Genomic DNA, 12,630 nt, shown 5'->3' with positions numbered 1-12,630 from the left:
AGCAGGAGACTTTTAATCTCTTGGTTGTGGGTTCGAGTCCCACGGGGCCTACCGACCTCGGTCCCCCTGTGAGACGCCCCCGCGGCTCGCACCACCAGGTCCACGCTGCCCGGACCCGAGGTCCGGGCGTCCTATCATCGGCGAGTGGTCGACCTCGTCATCTACGCCATCCCGCTGTTCTTCGTGTGCCTCGCGCTGGAGGCGGCCTCGTTCCGCTACCTGCCGGACGACGACGAGCGCGGCTACGAGATGCGGGACAGCCTGACGAGCCTGTCGATGGGGCTGGGCAACGTCTTCACCGACGGCGCCATGAAGCTGGTCGCCCTGGCCGTCTTCGCGGCGGCGTACACCGTCTCGCCGTTCCAGCTCTCCGCGGACACCTGGTGGGTGTGGGTCGCGCTGTTCTTCGCCGACGACCTCCTCTACTACCTGTTCCACCGCGCCCACCACGAGGTGCGGGTCCTGTGGGCCAGCCACGTCGTGCACCACTCGAGCCAGTTCTTCAACCTCAGCACGGCGCTGCGCCAGCCGTGGACGCCGATGAGCATCTACCCGTTCTGGCTGCCGATGGCGTTCTTCTTCCCGCCCTGGATGATCCTGTTCCAGCAGTCGGTCAGCCTGATCTACCAGTTCTTCCTGCACACCGAGCGGATCGGCACCCTGTGGCGCCCGGTGGAGCTGGTGATGAACACGCCGTCGCACCACCGGGTCCACCACGGGTCGAACGACGTCTACCTCGACCGCAACTACGGCGGGATCCTCATCATCTGGGACCGGCTGTTCGGCAGCTTCGAGCCCGAGGGGGAACGGGTCACCTACGGGCTGACCCGCAACATCGAGACCTACCACCCGGTCACGGTGGCGTTCCACGAGTTCCGTGACCTCTGGCGCGACCTGCGCCGTGCCGACTCCTGGCGGACCCGGTTCAACCACCTGCTCCGCGGGCCGGAGTGGACGCCGGACGGTCGGCCGTCCACCACCGGTCACGCCTGACCCGAGCGGTCGAGGCGCCGTCCCGCGGACTCAGTCCGGGCGCGACGGCGGGATCTCCCGGCACCGCGCGACCATGCCGGCGAAGGCCTGGTCCGCGGCACCGGGCTCGGGGACCGCGAGCACCAGCCCGTCGCACACACCGGCGTACCAGCTCGCCAGGACGGCAGGGATCTCGTCGTACGTGCCCTGCGGCAGCAGGGTGTCGATGACCGCGTCGGTGAGGTGGCTCGGGAGGTCGGCCCAGTCCTCCCGGGCCGCCATCGAGCTGAGCGTGGCCCCCAGGTCCTCGAGGCCGAACACCTCGAGCTGACGCCGGTAGGCAGGGGTGCTGTAGAGGAACGCCAGCTCCGAGCGTCGCCGGTCCCGCACCGCCGCCAGCTCGCCCTCGGTGGCCGCCATCAGCGGCTGCGGCCCCGCGACGACCTTCGGGCGCCCGTTCCGGCCACCGGCGACCGCCCCCTCGTCCAGCACGGGCAGGGTCGCCGTCCTCAGCATCCTCGGATGCGAGCTGGTGGGATGGGAGACGAACCCGTCGGCCAGCCGCCCGGCCAGCAGCGTCATCCCCCGGTTGACCCCGCCCGTCCAGATCGCCGGCGCGGGATGCTCCATCGGGCCGGGGTTGAAGTAGGGCTGCAGCCGGGTGAAGCGGTAGTGGCTGCCGACGTGGTCCAGCGGACCTCCGTCCTGGAAGCAGGCGAAGATCGCCCGGAGCGCCCCGATGTAGTCACCGAGCTGGGCGACCGGATCCGTCCAGGGCGTCGAGAAGCGGCCGACGACGTTGCCCCGCACCTGCGACGCGATCCCGAGCTGGAAGCGCCCGCCGGAGAGCTGGGCGAGGTCCCAGGCCGCGTAGGCGGTGAGCATCGGGCTGCGGGGGAAGGCCACCACCATGCTGGTGCGCACGACCAGCCGAGTGGTGCTGGTCGCGACCAGCGCGGAGACCGTGAATGGGTCGTGGATCGTCTCCGGCACGTGCACCGCGTCGAAGCCGAGCTCCTCGATCCGTCTGGCCGCCGGTCCCACCTCGGCAAGGGGGAGCCTCGACGGCAGGGAGGCGACGACCTCCATCAGCGAGCCCCGCCGGCCGGGTCCGCGGTGACCGTGACGCCGCCGGCCACCATCGCCACGGCCCGGTCGACCCACGCCCGGTCCAGGTCTCGCTCGTTCGACAGCGCCATGAACACGGTGCCGCTGACCAGGTCGAGCACGTCGGTCGCGACCGTGCCCGGTCGTACCGTTCCGGCAGCCGCGGCTCGGTCGAGACACCGCTGCAGCCGGTCGTACGACGGCTCCTGCAGCTGGCCGAGGAGGTTGCGGGACAGCCCGGGCCGGCCGGGCATCTCGGCCAGCAGCCCCGCGACGGCGGCGCGGATGGCGGGCCGCCCGAAGAACGCGATGCTCGACTCGACCAGCGACCTGACCGCGGCCACCGGGCTGGTCCGCCACAGCGTCTCCTCCGCCCACGGCAGCTGGTCCTCGGACGGGGTGGCGAAGGCGGCACGGTAGACCAGCTCGGGCTTCGACGGGAACCGGCGGTAGAGCGCCGGCGTCGTCGAGCCGGCCCGTTCCGCCACCGCGGACATCGTCAGCTCGGCGTACCCGACCTCCCCGAGCAGCTCCAGGGTGGCCCGCAGCATCGCCGCGTCGATGCGCTCGTCTCGGGGGCGTCCCGGCGAGGTCCTCCGCGGGGCGCTGGTGGACGCGCTCGTTGACTCCATTACGTAACGGATCCTAATGTAACTGCTCGTGGTCGTCGACGTCCCCCGGAAGCCGCTGCCGATCCGGGCGTTGAACACCGCGTACCGGCTGGCCCGGCGGACCGGCTGGCGACCCGGCCGGCTCCGCAAGGACGACCTGATGGCGGCGGCCAGCCGACGGGCCGGCGGACTCACCGACTTCGGGGACCCTCGTTTCGAGGAGGGCCTCGACCAGCTCGTCGACTCGATCGAGACCGAGGACCGGCTCAACGGCTTCGGCCGGGTCATGGCCCGTGCGCACCTCACGCACCTGCTCCACCAGCGGCTGCTGATGACCCGGCACCTCGAGGAGCACCCCGAGATCCGCGAGGAGCCGATCCAGCGGCCGCTGTTCATCATCGGCGCCCCCCGCACCGGGACCACGATCACCCACCACCTGCTCAGCCAGGACGAGCGGTTCCGCTACCCGTTCACCTGGGAGTGCGACGAGATCCACCCGCCCCTCGACCCGGCGACCATGCGCACCGACCCGCGGATCGCCAGGAGCCAGAAGGGCGTGGACCGCAGCCTTCGGCTCGCCCCCGGGCTGGACGCCGCGCACCCGATGGGCGCCTGGGAGGCCCAGGAGTGCGCCCTGCTCCACGCCTACGACTTCGCCAGCGCCACCTTCAACGTCATGTTCAACTGCCAGGGCTACGGCCGCTGGCTGCTCGGCCAGGACCGCACCTGGGTCTACGAGCAGCAGAAGCTGATGCTGCAGTACCTGCAGAGTGGCGGCCTCCGCCCCCGGGAGAGCTGGCTGCTCAAGACCCCGCCGCACATGGAGCAGATCGACACGATCCTCACCGTCTTCCCCGACGCCCGGTTCGTCACGACCTTCCGCGAGCCGACCGAGGTCATCGCCTCGAGCTGCAGCCTGACCTCGACTGTCATCGCGATGGCCCAGGACGACATCGACTGGCACGAGCACGGCCGGAACACGAGCTGGGGGGTCGAGATGATGCTGGCCCGCAACGTCGAGCTGCGGAAGCAGTACGCCGACCGCGGTGACCAGTTCATCGACTTCCCGATGGAGCGCCTGGTCCGCGAGCCCGTCACCTGCGTGGCGGAGATCTACGAGAAGTTCGGGATCGAGCTCAGCGACGAGACCCGGCGGCGGATGGTCGCGTTCGCCGCGCAGCGCGCGGCCCGCAAGCCGCATGTGTACGACGCCGCCGACTACGGCCTCGACCTCGCGGCCATCTGGCCGCGGCTGCAGTACTACCGCGACTACTACGGCATCCCCACGCCCGCAGGAGGCATCCCGACGTGAGCCGGCCCGACGACGACGCCACGACCGCCCTGCGCGCGGCCTGGTCCGACTACGCGAGGCTCAACGACGAGCTGATGACGGTCGCGCTCGGCACCGGGGACCTCGACGAGGGGTCCGCAGCCGCCCTGCTGCGCCGGCTGGTCGGCCACCTCGCCTTCAGCGCGCTCCAGCTCCACGGCGACCCGGCCCGACCCGAGCTGGTCAACACGCAGTACTCGCCGTGGAACTGGGGCCACTCCAACCCCGACACCCTCTACCTCTCGGCCAAGGTCGACGACGCCCACGACTACCGGGTGTCCGGAGTACTCGGCTCCGCCTCGGCGACCACGTTCGGCATGTACACGGGCATGGCCGACCAGAGCTCGGCGGTCAAGGTGCTGGCCGACGACCTCGACATCGGCCCGGACGGCGAGTTCGAGCTCTTCTTCACCCGCGAGCGCCACGAGGGCAACTGGTTCGAGCTGCCGCGCGGCGCCACCAGCTTCGCGAGCTACCAGACCTTCGGGGACTGGGAGAGCCAGCGGCGCGGCACGATCCGCCTGGAGTGCCTCACCGACCCGGCGCCGGCGTCCCCCGCGACGCTGGACGAGGCCCTGGCGGCGTTCCGGGCCCACCTCGAGGACTCGCGCAGCCTCTTCACGATGTGGGTGCGCGACATCCCCGCCGGTGTGTTCGGCGCCCTGCCCAGGAACGCCGCGATCCCGCCGATGCAGCCGCCCTCCGCGATGGCGGGCACCTGGTTCAGCCCGATCCCGTGGGAGCTCGGTACCGACGAGGCCCTGGTCATCGAGTACGACGTACCGGACCGGTCCCCCTACCTCGGGCTCTGCCTCACCAACAGGTGGAGCGAGATGATCGACGTCGCCGACCGGCAGACCAGCCTCAACCTCGCCCAGTCACAGGTCGTGGACGGCCGGGTGCGGGTGCTGCTGTCCACGCAGGACCACGGCGTCCACAACTGGCTCGACGCGCGCGGCTACCGCAGCGGGATCGCCACCTGGAGGGTCACCCGCGCCGAAGCCCCACCTGGGCCCACGGTCACCGTCATCTCGACGAGCGAGGTCGACGACTGGTTCGACCCCGCGCAGCGGGTCAGCGAGGCCGAGCGGAGCGCGGCGCTCGCCCGGCGCCGGCGCCACTTCGCGGCGCGCAACACGCCGTAGCGTCTGAGCCGGTCTCCTGGGTCAGACCGACGAGGGCGTCGAGGGCCGGTCGGTGGGCGAGGCCTCGGAGGAGCGAGTCGCGTGGGCCAGGGCCTGCGACAGCGGCTCGCCGGCGACGCAGGTCCGGTTGCGTCCGGTGGTCTTCGCCTCGTAGAGCGCGAGGTCCGCGCGGCGCATGACGCCGCCCGGTGCGTCGCCGGCTCGCACCGTCACCACACCGGCCGAGAACGCCCCGTCCTTCCCGGTCTCGGTCCGCAGGTCGGCGAGCATGCTGACGACCTCGGCCTCCGAGCGGTCCAGGACCAGGACGGCGAACTCGTCGCCGCCCAGGCGCGAGACGACTCCGGTGCTCGCGAACGTGGTGCGCAGTCCGTCGGCCGCCGAGCAGAGCAGCGCGTCGCCGCGGTCGTGGCCGAGGGTGTCGTTGACCTTCTTGAGCTGGTCCAGGTCGATCAGGGCCACGACCCGGACCCGGGCGGCCGGTGGCTTGCGGCCGAAGTGCGTGTCCACCGCGTCGTCCCAGCCACGCCGGTTCAGCAGACCGGTGAGCCGGTCGTGGTTGGCGTCGTGCCGCAGCCGGTCCGTGAGCCGCACGATCTGGCGGGTCGTCGCGGCGAGGCCCAGCAGGACCGAGCAGTTCACCAGGGCGAGCGTGGTCGCGAGACCGACGTCCACGGGATAGGCCGGCGGACCGATCACCAGCATCGGCACGAAGCAGCAGGCGATGGTCACGGCGATGCCGGCCCGGAGCTCCCCGTCGGAGGCCATCAGCCCGAACCAGATCATGCCCATCACCAGGAGGATCGCGTAGGGCGAGCCGACGCCACCGGTCTCGGCCTGCAGCAGGGTCAGGCCGGGCAGCCCGCTGAACGCGAAGGGCCAGCGGAGCCAACGCCGGTGCGGCGAGGCGAGGATCGAGCCGACGGGGGCCGCGGCGGCCAGCGCTGCCCCGACCAGGAAGGTAGGGCTGTGGCTGCCGAAGTCGTCGACGGTGACGATGACGACGGGCAGGATGCTCCCCAGCGCGGCCATCGTGAGCGCGATGCGGCGCTGCTCGGGCGTCAGGATCCTGGGCCCCATGTGGCGTCACCCCCGCCTCGGGACACTACGGTCACGCGCGGTGCGGCGCTGGCGTTTCGTGAATCCGAGCGCACGACCCGAGGGTCTCGTCGTGCTCGCTGCGGCCGGCGGGGGTGTGGCCCGCCCTCCGCCGGCCGCAGCAGGGTTGCGCTAGTTGGTGCTGAAGTCGCCGGCGAAGACGCAGGCGTCGCCGGCACCGTAGGGACCGTCGCCACCGGCGAGGGTGCCGTTCTTCGCGCCGACCGCGACCGTCCCGGCGATCGCGGTTCCGTCAGGAGCGTGGGCCGTGAGGATGCTCCGCCAGTAGTCCGCGTCGTTGGCCCCGGCGCTGGCGTCCTCGAGCTCACGGTCGATCTCGGGCGTGTCGGTGTTGAGGTAGTCGGCGATGGCACCGCCCTCGAGGGTGTCGTTGCCACCGGCGTAGACCGAGCGGTTCGCGGTGGTCTTGATGTACGTGGTCGCGTACGTCGTCGGGCCCGACGTGTCCGTGTAGCACTTGCCGTAGACGGTCAGGGGACCGTCGGTGAAGAGCACCTGCTCGGGGGCTGCCGCGCGGGCGGCGTCCTCCGTGGCCGCGGCGGTCGCGCCGACGCGGACCGACTTCGCCGTGGACACCAGGGTGCCGGGCGCCAGGTCGCCCGCAGCGACGGAGCCGTCCTTGAGGTCGGCACCGGTCAGGGACTTGTCCTTGACCTGCTTGCCCTTGAGCGAGTTCTTCTTGATGTCCTTGCCCGTGATCGAGCCGTTCTTGATGTCCTTGCCGGTCAGGAGCTGCGCGGCGTACGACCCCCCACCGAGCGAGGCGACGAGTGCGAGGAGGGCGACGACCAGCGCCGCGGTCGAGATGTGTTTCTGACGAGTCATGTGTTCTCCATGGTCAGGCCCGGCGAGCGCCGGGCCTCGTGGTCTCCCGCCGGTCGGCGGGGGTCTTGCGTGGGCTCTTGCGTGCCCCGACCCGGCATCATGACAAGTCCCGGTGGCCGGGAGGTGCGAGCGACACGCGGCTGTCTAGCCAAATGCATAGGATCAGCGGCCACAGCCGGTGCATGACCCGAGGAGCAGTCCCATGACCCGTTCGACCAGCACCTTCAGCGGCACGGGTGGCACCACCATCGAGTACGACGTCTACGAGCCGGACGGCCCACCGAAGGGGCTCCTCCTCGTCGCGCACGGGCTGGGCGAGCACCGCGGCCGGTACGGTCACGTCGCCGACCGCTTCACCGCGCTCGGGCTCCGGGTCGCCGTGCCCGACCACCGCGGCCACGGCAGGTCGGGCGGACCGCGCTGTGACACCCGCGACGTCAGCGACTTCACCGCCGACCTCGAGACGCTCCGCCGGCTCGTCGTGGTCGAGGGCGCGCCGACGTACCTCCTCGGCCACAGCATGGGCGGCCTGATCGCGCTCGACTACGCGCTGGACCACCAGTCCGACCTGGCCGCCCTGATGCTGTCCGGCCCGCTGGTGCTGCCCGGTGAGGACCAGCCGCCGTGGCTGGTCGCGATCGCCAAGGTCCTCGGCAAGGTCGTGCCGACGCTCGGCACCCTCGCGCTCGACCCCAAGAGCGTCTCGCGCGACCCGAAGGTCGTCGAGGCCTACGAGAACGACCCGCTCAACTACCACGGCAAGGTCAAGGCCGGCATCGGTGCCGCGCTGCTCACGCGGCTCCAGACCTTCCCCGGCCGGCTGCCGTCACTGAGCCTCCCCCTGCTGGTGGTGCACGGGGAGAAGGACAAGCTGACCAACCCCGAGGGCAGCAAGCTGGTCCACGAGCTGGCCGGCTCGACCGACAAGACGCTGACGATCTACCCGGGGCTGTTCCACGAGATCTTCAACGAGCCCGAGCAGGACCAGGTGCTCACCGATGTGACGACCTGGCTAGCGGCGCGCATGTGAGCGCAGCGAACTAGCGCCGCGGCGGTGGTCGAGGAGGGCGCTCCGCGCCCGTCTCGAGACCTCGCAAGCCGTGGCTGGGGCGTGACTATCGACCTTTCCACACCGGAGCGCGCTTCTCGGCGAACGCGGTCGCGCCCTCCTGGGCGTCCTCGGAGGTGAACACCGGCAGCATCAGCTCGGACTGCTGCTGCCAGCCCTCGGCGGTCGACCAGTCAGGGGCCGAGGTCGCGATCTGCTTGGTCACCGCGACCGCCAGCGGCCCGTTGGCGGCGATCGTCGCGGCCAGCGCGAGGGCGCCGTCGAGGGCGCCGCCCTCGGGGGTGAGCCGGTTGACCAGACCCAGGTCCGCGGCCCGCGGGGCGTCGACCGGCTCGCCGGTGAGGAGCAGCTCGAGCGCGATGGTGCGCGGGATCCGTTGCGGGAGCAGCAGCGCGGCTCCGGCACCGGCGACCAGGCCGCGCTTGACCTCGGGTACGCCGAAGCGCGCGGTCTCCGCGGCCACGACCAGGTCGCACGCCAGCACCATCTCGAAGCCACCGGCCAGCGCCCAGCCCTCGACCGCCGCGATGAGCGGCTTGCGCGGGGGCGCCTCGGTGAGCCCGCCCAGCCCGCGCCCCTCGATAACCGGCACCTCACCGGTCAGGAACGCCTTGAGGTCCATCCCCGCCGAGAAGACGCCGCCGGCACCCGTGAGCACGCCGACCCGCAGGTCGTCGTCGGCGTCCAGCTCGTCGAGCCCGGCCGCGATGCCAGCGGCGACCGCGCCGTTGACGGCGTTCTTGGCCTCCGGCCGGTTGATCGTGATGACCAGGACGCCGTCGTGCCGCTCGGTCAGGACAGCGTCGGACTCCGGCTCGCTCATCCGTGGTCCCCGATCCGGAACGTGGGCTCGCGGGTCAGCTCGTGCCGGCCCAACGAGGCCAGGTGCACCTCGTCCGGGCCGTCGAAGATGCGCATCGCCCGGTGCCAGCCGTAGAGCGCGGCCAGCGGGGTCGCGCTGGAGATGCCCGCGCCGCCGTGCACCTGGATCGCCCGGTCGATGACGCCGGTGACGATGCGCGGCACCGACACCTTGGCGGCCGCGATGAGGTGGCGGGCCGCCTTGTTGCCCTCGCTGTCGACGGCGTACGCCGCCCGGTGGCACAGCGCCCGGGCCTGCTCGAGCTCGACCCGGGACTCGGCGATCCGCTCGCGCACCGCGGACTGCTCGGCCAGGGTCTTGCCGAAGGCGGTCCGCGACTTCGCGCGCTCGACCATCAGCTGCAGCGCCCGCTCCCCGGCGCCGAGGGCCCGCATGACGTGGTGGATCCGGCCGGGCCCGAGCCGGGCCTGCGCGTTGGCGAACCCGCCGCCCTCCTCGCCGAGCAGGTTCGCGACCGGGACCCGGACGTCGTGGAAGTCGATCATGCAGTGGCCGTGCCGGTCGTAGCCGCCGAAGACCGGGTAGTCGCGCACGACCTCGACGCCCGGGGTGTCGGCCGGGACGATCACCATCGACTGCTGGCGGTGGGTGGGCGCGTCCGGGTCGGTCTTGCCCATCACGATCAGCACCCGGCAGCGCGGGTCGGCCGCGCCGCTGATCCACCACTTGCGCCCGCTGATGACGTACTCGTCGCCGTCGCGCACGATCCGGGTCTCGATGTTGGTCGCATCGGAGCTCGCCACCGCCGGTTCGGTCATCGCGAACGCCGAGCGGAACTGCCCGTCGAGCAGCGGCTCGAGCCACTCCTCCTTCTGCTCGTCGGTGCCGACGAGGTGGAGCAGCTCCATGTTGCCGGTGTCCGGCGCCGCGCAGTTGGTGGCCTCGGGGGCGAGCTCGAGGGACCAGCCGGTGAGCTCGGCCATCGGGGCGTACTCGAGCTGGGTGAGGCCCGACTCCGAGGGCAGGAAGAGGTTCCAGAGACCGCGCTCCTTGGCCTTGGCCTTGAGCTCCTCGAGCACCGGCGGTGGGTCGCGGTCCTCGAGCCCGGCCGGCGTCTGGCCGCGCTCGAGCTGTGCCTCGGCCGGGAACACCTCGTCCTGCATGAAGGCCACCAGCGCGTCGTACAGCTCGACGGCCTTGGCGGAGGGAGCGGGGAACGCGGGGTACATCGCGGAACCGGTCACGAGGTGCAGACTGCCACGCTCAGCCCTGCCGCATAACGTGGGCCCATGACCGCCCGTCGCGTGCTGCCCACCGAGGAGACCGCTGAGCTGCTGAGGCTCGTGCGGCAGATCGCGACCGACCAGCTGGCACCCCGGTCGGCGGCGGCCGAGGCGGACTCGACGTTCCCCCGCGACGTGTTCCTGATGCTCGGCCGGACCGGGCTGCTGGGGCTCCCCTACCCGGAGGAGCACGGCGGCGGCGGGGTGCCCTACGAGGTCTACCTGCAGGTGCTCGAGGAGATCGGCGCGGTCTGGGCCTCGGTGGGCGTGGGGGTGTCGGTGCACGCGCTGTCCTGCTTCGGGCTGGTCACCCGCGGCACCGAGGAGCAGAAGCAGCGGTGGCTGCCCGACATGCTCGGCGGCGAGCTGCTGGGCGCCTACTGCCTGTCCGAGCCGCACGCCGGGTCCGACCCCGCCGCCATGCGGACCAGCGCCCGTCGCGACGGCGACGAGTGGGTGATCAAGGGCACCAAGGCGTGGACGACGCACGGCGGCTTCGCCGACTTCTACAAGGTGATGGCGCGCACGGGCGACGGACGCAACGACATCTCCTGCTTCCTGGTCCCGGCCGACGCGCCCGGCCTCTCGGCGAACCCTCCGGAGAAGAAGATGGGCCTCACCGGGTCCACGACCACGGCGATGAACTTCGACGACGTCCGGATCCCGCTTGATCGGTTGCTGGGCGCCGAGGGCGAGGGTCTGAAGATCGCGCTGGAGGGCCTCGACTCCGGACGGCTCGGCATCGCCGCGGTGGCCACCGGGCTTGCCCAGGGCGCCCTGGACGCCGCGCTGGCCTACGCCCAGGAGCGGGAGACCTTCGGCAGGCGGATCATCGGCCACCAGGGGCTCGCGTTCGTGCTGGCCGACATGGAGGCGAACACCCAGGCCGCGCGGGCCATCACGCTGCACGCCGCGCGGCTCAAGGACGCCGGCCTGCCGTTCCGGCGCGAGGCCTCGGTCGCCAAGCTGGTCGCCACCGACAACGCGATGAAGGTCACGACCGACGCCGTGCAGGTCTTCGGCGGCTACGGCTACACCCGCGACTTCCCGGTGGAGCGCTACATGCGCGAGGCCAAGGTGATGCAGATCTTCGAGGGCACCAACCAGATCCAGCGGATGGTCATCGGCCGCTCGCTCGACACCGACCAGCCCGGCGGGATCAGCGCCGGCTGACCCGGTGAGGGGCGTGCGGCCGGCCGGTCCTGGGTAGTTGGAAAGGGACGACGAACCCCGGGGAGGAGCGCCGTGCCACCAGACCTGATCGCCGGCCGCTACCGCGTCGTACGCGAGGTCGGCCGCGGCGGCATGGGCATGGTCTGGCTCTGCCGCGACGAGCGCCTGGGCCGCGAGGTCGCCGTGAAGCAGGTCGGCGGGCTGCCCGGTGAGTCGAGCATGCACTTCGCGCGGGCGCTGCGGGAGGCCCGGCACTCGGCGGCCCTGCACCACCCGCACGTGGTCGCGATCTTCGACGCGATCGAGGACGGCAACGTCGTCTGGCTGGTCATGGAGTACGTGCCGTCGCGGACGCTCAGCCAGATCATCCGGTCCGACGGCGCCCTGTCCCCCGAGCGGGCGGCCGGGATCGGCGCACAGGTCGCCGACGGCCTCGCGGCCGCGCATGCCCGCGGCACCGTCCACCGGGACGTCAAGCCGAGCAACATCCTGGTCGGCGAGGGAGACCTCGCGAAGATCTCGGACTTCGGCATCGCCCGCGCCGTCGACGAGGAGCAGCTGACCCGCAGCGGGCTGGTCACCGGCACGCCGTCGTACTTCTCGCCCGAGCAGGCGCGCGGGGAGGAGCCCACCCCTGCCTCCGACGTGTGGGCACTCGGCGCCACCCTGTACGCCCTGGGCGCACCGACGGCATGGGTGCTGGCCGCGGTGGCGCTGGTGATGCTGCTGGAGTACCTGCGGGCCCGCGCCCAGGCGGTCGGGATGCCGGGCGTCGGATGCGTCACCGTCGCCGAACGCCCCACCCGACTGATCGTGGTCGGGCTGGCCGCCGGCGGGGCGGCGGCGTTCCCGGCGGGCGTGCCGCCGCTGGGCTGGAGTTGGGGCGCGCTGTTCACGATCGTGTGGACCGCTCTCGGATGCGTCGGATTGGCCCAGTTGCTGCGCGGGGTGCGGCGCTCGATGCCGGCGTCGTTCCCGCCGGGCCGATGAGTCCTGCGACGATCTCGGCCGACATCAGCACCAGCGGGATGCCGCCGCCCGGATGCGCGGACCCGCCGACGAGGAACAACCCCGGGATCGGGCTGCGGTTGGCGGGCCGGCGCAGCGCGGCGCGCGGGCCGTGCGACGCGGTGCCGTAGATCGCGCCGCCCGGTGCGCCGGTGCGGCGTTCCA

The 12,630-nt window shown here is 72.0% G+C and carries 12 protein-coding genes; 6 read left to right on the top strand and 6 right to left on the bottom strand.

Translation table 11 applies throughout. The features are described 5' to 3' along the window. The first annotated feature begins 144 nt into the window (after positions 1-144). Complete coding sequence (locus JHD21_RS15425; RefSeq protein ID WP_292676997.1) at positions 145-993, top strand: sterol desaturase family protein; 849 nt, start codon at positions 145-147, stop codon at positions 991-993. A gap of 30 nt (positions 994-1,023) precedes the next feature. Here the strand turns inward: JHD21_RS15425 and JHD21_RS15420 are convergent, their stop codons facing one another. Together JHD21_RS15420 and JHD21_RS15415 are read right to left on the bottom strand one after the other, a co-directional pair. Further along, positions 1,024-2,061 (bottom strand): TIGR03617 family F420-dependent LLM class oxidoreductase, encoded by a 1,038-nt coding sequence (locus tag JHD21_RS15420; protein WP_292676995.1) that lies wholly within the window; start codon positions 2,059-2,061, stop codon positions 1,024-1,026. Further along, positions 2,061-2,630 carry a TetR/AcrR family transcriptional regulator gene (locus tag JHD21_RS15415; RefSeq protein WP_292676993.1) on the bottom strand — a complete coding sequence of 190 codons (570 nt, stop codon included), beginning with the start codon at positions 2,628-2,630 and terminating at the stop codon, positions 2,061-2,063. The genes JHD21_RS15420 and JHD21_RS15415 overlap by 1 nt, the downstream gene beginning before the upstream one ends. Positions 2,631-2,739: 109 nt before the next feature. Here JHD21_RS15415 and JHD21_RS15410 point away from each other — a divergent pair, with 109 nt between their 5' ends. After that, a complete protein-coding gene (locus JHD21_RS15410) occupies positions 2,740-4,002 on the top strand; it encodes a sulfotransferase (RefSeq protein WP_292676991.1) in 1,263 nt (420 codons plus the stop codon). Further along, positions 3,999-5,165 (top strand): hypothetical protein, encoded by a 1,167-nt coding sequence (locus tag JHD21_RS15405; protein ID WP_292676990.1) that lies wholly within the window; start codon positions 3,999-4,001, stop codon positions 5,163-5,165. The genes JHD21_RS15410 and JHD21_RS15405 overlap by 4 nt, the downstream gene beginning before the upstream one ends. A 21-nt stretch (positions 5,166-5,186) precedes the next feature. Here the strand turns inward: JHD21_RS15405 and JHD21_RS15400 are convergent, their stop codons facing one another. Together JHD21_RS15400 and JHD21_RS15395 are read right to left on the bottom strand one after the other, a co-directional pair. Further along, positions 5,187-6,245, bottom strand: a complete 1,059-nt coding sequence (locus JHD21_RS15400; protein ID WP_292676988.1) for a GGDEF domain-containing protein — start codon at positions 6,243-6,245, stop codon at positions 5,187-5,189. Between the two features lie 150 nt (positions 6,246-6,395). Beyond that, positions 6,396-7,109 (bottom strand): hypothetical protein, encoded by a 714-nt coding sequence (locus tag JHD21_RS15395; RefSeq protein WP_292676986.1) that lies wholly within the window; start codon positions 7,107-7,109, stop codon positions 6,396-6,398. Between the two features lie 202 nt (positions 7,110-7,311). Between JHD21_RS15395 and JHD21_RS15390 the strand changes: the two genes are divergently transcribed. Beyond that, positions 7,312-8,139 carry an alpha/beta hydrolase gene (locus JHD21_RS15390; RefSeq protein WP_292676984.1) on the top strand — a complete coding sequence of 276 codons (828 nt, stop codon included), beginning with the start codon at positions 7,312-7,314 and terminating at the stop codon, positions 8,137-8,139. Positions 8,140-8,224: 85 nt separating this feature from the next. Here JHD21_RS15390 and JHD21_RS15385 read toward each other — a convergent pair whose 3' ends face one another. Then, positions 8,225-9,001 carry a crotonase/enoyl-CoA hydratase family protein gene (locus JHD21_RS15385; RefSeq protein WP_292676982.1) on the bottom strand — a complete coding sequence of 259 codons (777 nt, stop codon included), beginning with the start codon at positions 8,999-9,001 and terminating at the stop codon, positions 8,225-8,227. Continuing rightward, positions 8,998-10,245: an acyl-CoA dehydrogenase family protein gene (locus tag JHD21_RS15380; protein ID WP_292676980.1), complete on the bottom strand. Its 1,248-nt coding sequence runs from the start codon at positions 10,243-10,245 to the stop codon at positions 8,998-9,000. Before JHD21_RS15380 ends, JHD21_RS15385 begins: the two co-directional genes overlap by 4 nt. A 45-nt stretch (positions 10,246-10,290) precedes the next feature. On the opposite strand from JHD21_RS15380, the gene JHD21_RS15375 reads away from it, so the two are divergent. Both JHD21_RS15375 and JHD21_RS15370 read left to right on the top strand, forming a co-directional pair. Next, a complete protein-coding gene (locus JHD21_RS15375; RefSeq protein ID WP_292676978.1) occupies positions 10,291-11,457 on the top strand; it encodes an acyl-CoA dehydrogenase family protein in 1,167 nt (388 codons plus the stop codon). Positions 11,458-11,529: 72 nt separating this feature from the next. Next, positions 11,530-12,447 (top strand): serine/threonine-protein kinase, encoded by a 918-nt coding sequence (locus tag JHD21_RS15370; protein WP_292676976.1) that lies wholly within the window; start codon positions 11,530-11,532, stop codon positions 12,445-12,447. Positions 12,448-12,630: the final 183 nt, after the last annotated feature.

The organism is Nocardioides sp. (assembly GCF_016462705.1).
In the GTDB taxonomy this organism is placed as follows: domain Bacteria; phylum Actinomycetota; class Actinomycetes; order Propionibacteriales; family Nocardioidaceae; genus Nocardioides.
Note: the sequence above shows the minus strand (reverse complement) of the source record. Positions and strands in the feature narration are given on the sequence as shown.

Bases quoted from the DNA above. Each gene is read 5' to 3' on its own strand.
- JHD21_RS15415 (WP_292676993.1), bottom strand. From the start codon at position 2,630: ATGCTGCGGGCCACCCTGGAGCTGCTCGGGGAGGTCGGGTACGCCGAG.
- JHD21_RS15395 (WP_292676986.1), bottom strand. From the start codon at position 7,109: ATGACTCGTCAGAAACACATCTCGACCGCGGCGCTGGTCGTCGCCCTC.
- JHD21_RS15385 (WP_292676982.1), bottom strand. From the start codon at position 9,001: ATGAGCGAGCCGGAGTCCGACGCTGTCCTGACCGAGCGGCACGACGGC.
- JHD21_RS15375 (WP_292676978.1), top strand. From the start codon at position 10,291: ATGACCGCCCGTCGCGTGCTGCCCACCGAGGAGACCGCTGAGCTGCTG.
- JHD21_RS15420 (WP_292676995.1), bottom strand. From the start codon at position 2,061: ATGGAGGTCGTCGCCTCCCTGCCGTCGAGGCTCCCCCTTGCCGAGGTG.
- JHD21_RS15400 (WP_292676988.1), bottom strand. From the start codon at position 6,245: ATGGGGCCCAGGATCCTGACGCCCGAGCAGCGCCGCATCGCGCTCACG.
- JHD21_RS15390 (WP_292676984.1), top strand. From the start codon at position 7,312: ATGACCCGTTCGACCAGCACCTTCAGCGGCACGGGTGGCACCACCATC.